This window comes from Arthrobacter sp. TMN-50, assembly GCF_054511125.1.
Window position 1 is genome coordinate 1 of record NZ_JBTNDG010000031.1, and the last position, 3793, is coordinate 3793.

Sequence of the window (3793 nt, forward strand, 5' to 3'; positions counted from 1 at the left end):
CTCACCCGGCGGCCCAAGGGACACACCGTCACGCCCAAAAGCGGCCTCCACCCGATCAGCAGCGGCAAACTCAAAAACCCGGCCGATCAGAGGCCCGATGAAAAATCCGGGTTAGTTTCCCTAGCCTGCGTTGGCGGCGTTTCCGGTGGTAGGTTTTCTTGATCCAGGTCACGATGGCCAGGCGCAGATCAGCTCGAGTGGACCACCGCTGACTGTCCAGCACGTTCTTTTGCAGGAGCGAGAAGAACGATTCCATCGCGGCATTATCAGCGCACGCGCCGACCCGGCCCATCGATCCGGTGAGCCCGCCGCCCTTCAATGCACGTACGAAGGCGTTGGATCGAAATTGAGAACCACGGTCGCTATGAACCACCGTCTTGTCCGGGTCCCGTAGCGCTATCGCGTTGTGAAGAGCTGAGACTGCCAAGGATGCCTTCATCCGGGAATCAATGGAATAGCCCACAATCCGGTTCGAGTAGACGTCTTTGATGGCGCAGAGATAGAGCTTGCCCTCATCGGTGCGGTGCTCAGTGATGTCGGTCAACCACACTTGATCGAGCGCCGTCGCAGTGAAGTTCCGCTGGACATGATCATCGTGGATCGGTGGATCGGTGGATCGGTGGATCGGTGGACCGGTGGACCGGTGGGCCGGCCTTTCGGGCCAGGCCGCGTTTCTTGGCGAAGACGGACCAGATGCATTGGCTGCTACACAACCCGGAAACCCGGTTCTCTCCGACGGTGAAGCCCAGCGCTTCGAGTTCGTCGGCGATGAACCGGTTACCCGAACGCGGGGTCGTCGCGGTGGACGTCCAGGGCCGCGTTGATCAGGTGCGCATCGGACCAATCACGCTCCGTGACCGGGGCTGCCTTCCATGCGTAGAAGGCTTGTTTGGAGAAACCTAGCACCCGGCAGGCCACCGCGACGGCGATACCGTCTGCGGCAAGGTCAAGGACCAGCGGAAACCTCATTTTGGGGGCAGCTCCCTGGCGAAGAACGCAGCCGCCCGGCGAAGGATTTCGTTTTCCTGCTCCAAGAGCCGGATCCGTTTCTTCGCCTCTCGGAGTTCGGCGGCTTCTTTCTGGGAGACACCGGGACGGGCACCGTCTTCAATGTCGGCTTTCTTGAGCCAGTTATGCAGGGTGGCTTCGGAAATTCCGAAGTCCTTGGCGATCTGGGAGATCGGCGCTTCGTGCTTGCGTGCCACGGCGACAACGTCGCGTCGGAACTCGGCGGGGAAAGGCTTGGGCATGTGAACATCCTTGCTTCGCTACCGCCTGCTTCACCCTGGCCCTCGCGGCATCACCAAAATACGGTCTGGCAGCACGCTTCATCCAACGCAGACAAGTCCGACGCCGCACAGCCCTGGCTTTGACCACAGAGAGCGGAACCCCCTGAACCACAAATCGACCCGCCACAGCGAACCGGCGCTCCCACCCCCCAATTTAGGGGGTGGGAGCGCCGGACCGATGGGCGAATTGCACTACGGACACGAACGCTAACGACTCGCATGTTCCTAGGTCCGAAATATCGGCCTTTCGTGAAATTTGCGTCTGCCCGCGTTTAGGATGGGGTCCGTGGTCCGCTTCGTGCGGGAAGAGCAACAGCAGAGGTAGGGAACGGTGTGAAGGATTCTCAGTCATTGGATGGTCGTGTCGCCCTTGTGACCGGGGGTAGCAGCGGTTTGGGTCGCGCCACAGCACTGGCCCTCGCGGCGGCTGGAGCCCACGTGGCCGTGATGGCCCGTTCCCAGTCCGACCTCGACAAGACCATCAAGCAACTACGCGGAAATGTGCACGGCGCCAGCTCGAAAGCACTTGCTGTCCCGGTCGACCTGGCGGACGCGGACGCGGTCTCACAAGCACTTGAGTACATCGGGAAAGAACTCGGCCCCGTGGACATACTGGTCAATAATGCCGGAACCGATGTCCCAGGATCCATCGAAGAGCTCGATGTTGAGGGTTGGGACAGGGTGATGAACGTTAATCTACGTGCAGTGTTCCTCCTCTCCCAAGCAGTCTTCCCCGGGATGCGCGAAGCAGGCGGCGGTACGATCATCAATATCGGATCCGTGGCAGGTCGCCGGGGCTGGGCTAACGCCTCGGCATACTGCGCCTCAAAATTCGCGCTCACCGGCCTGACGCAGGTCATCGCTGCTGAAGGCAGAGCCCACCGCATCAGGGCCTGCCTGCTGTACCCCGGCGCAATGGATACCAACTGGGGTGCCTGGTCCGCCGAAGAGCGGAGTCCCGCCCACAGCGGGACCTCACCCGCTCAATCGCTGCCACCAGAACATGTCGCGGAGTTCATCACCTGGATCGCCCAATCCCCACCCGATATGGTACTCAACGAGGTAACCGTCACCCCACTACTCGAAGGCGGCTGGCCTTAAACCTGCTCCTGCACAACTAGACCAGGGACTCTAACAAACGCCGCCCCCGCGTGGCAGGCCGACATAATTCGCCAGGTTTGTAACGCTGACCTTAACAACGCCGGCCCATTAAGGCCCACTAAGGTAGTCAAAAAATCACGTCTTCCTGAAATCTCATGCCTTATTGTGCTTGCCCTCGGCATCGCACCCGGCAACAAAGTTAGAACACGCTTACCGAAGATGCTGAATCGGTTCTCGACCAGAACCGGCAAACGCTCTATCCCAGCAGCGATCACCCTGTTTACCTCGCCACAGCAGTCCTCAACGTCAGTCTCTGACCCTCAGCTCGCGGCGCGAGACGAGCCCGTGAGGGATCTAAACAGGCTTATCCGGCTTACCGTCCCTTGCCCGAGACGGACCGTGACAATAGCTGCCCACAATTGAATAGAAGAACCTTTGCTGATGCTGCGATCTCGTGGGTAGGCGCTTTTTTGGAGTAGCGGGCGAGTGAGAGGTGGCTGGTTGGGGTCGTGCTGGTTAGTGGGTTTGGCGGCGGACGGCGTAGGTTCCATTTGCGGCGGCGAGGAGGACCAGTCCTGCTCCGAGGCCAATGACGAGGGTGCCGTCGCTGGTTTCCTCATTGACGACGCCGGTGTCGGCGCCGCCCTTAGGTACGGCCCCCATTTGGTCCATGCCATTGTCTTGTTCAGTGTCCAATTCGGCGGCTTCGGGGGCCGGTGCTGGTGTCGTGGGCTCTTCGGGGGTTGGTGCCATGGCTTCGGCTCCGACGGTGAGGGTGCCGACCATGTTGCCGTGGAACTTACAGAAAAAACCGTAATCGCCGGCAGAGCTGGGGGCGGTAAACGTGGCACTCTCCCCGCCTGGAATAGTCACATCGAAGGATCCGTCGTTGGCGGTGACGGTATGAGCTTCGGTGTCGTTGTTGGTGACAGTGATTTCTCCGCCGGGGTTGACAGCGCCCGGGCCGGAGAAGACGAAGTTGTCGATGCTGATGGACATTTGTCCGACGGTCATGGCCGGTACTGCCTGGGATACGGGGCCGGTAGATGCTGCGGCTACTCCGGCGGATCCGAGACCGGCACCGCCGATCAGGGCTGCGGTGAACGCGACGCTGAGTACTTTTTTGTTGGTCATCATGATGAAACCCTCCGGCGAGGCGTCTAGGGGGGTGTCCCTATGCTTCTGGTCAAGCGGCTTTCGGGGTTTTGGTCTCGTAGAGTGTCTTGTTTTTGAGCATGGCGTAGATGACGTCGCAGCGGCGGCGCGCGAGGCAGATGATGGCGGCGTTGTGTTTCTTGCCTTGGCCGCGTTTCTTCTCGTAGTAGGCCTTCGATAGCGGGTCATGGCAGCTGGCGATCCAGGCGGATCTGAACAGCGCGTTCTTGAGTTGTTTGTTCCCGGAG

2 protein-coding genes and 2 pseudogenes are annotated in these 3793 nt (G+C 60.4%); 1 reads left to right on the forward strand and 3 read right to left on the reverse strand.

Features of this window, described 5'->3' with window-relative positions; all coding sequences use genetic code 11:
- Positions 1–70: 70 nt before the first annotated feature.
- A pseudogene (locus tag ACX80A_RS15145) lies at positions 71–1250 on the reverse strand (IS3 family transposase).
- Between the two features lie 372 nt (positions 1251–1622).
- Between ACX80A_RS15145 and ACX80A_RS15150 the strand changes: the two are divergent.
- On the forward strand, positions 1623–2390 hold the full coding sequence (locus ACX80A_RS15150) for an SDR family oxidoreductase (RefSeq protein ID WP_459260591.1): 768 nt from the start codon (positions 1623–1625) through the stop codon (positions 2388–2390).
- A gap of 516 nt (positions 2391–2906) precedes the next feature.
- Here the strand turns inward: ACX80A_RS15150 and ACX80A_RS15155 are convergent.
- Positions 2907–3527: a cupredoxin domain-containing protein gene (locus tag ACX80A_RS15155; protein ID WP_459260592.1), complete on the reverse strand. Its 621-nt coding sequence runs from the start codon at positions 3525–3527 to the stop codon at positions 2907–2909.
- 49 nt (positions 3528–3576) lie between these two features.
- Positions 3577–3793: pseudogene (locus ACX80A_RS15160) on the reverse strand (IS110 family transposase); the annotation flags it as partial.

Bases quoted from the DNA above. Each gene is read 5' to 3' on its own strand.
- ACX80A_RS15155 (WP_459260592.1), bottom strand. From the start codon at position 3,527: ATGATGACCAACAAAAAAGTACTCAGCGTCGCGTTCACCGCAGCCCTG.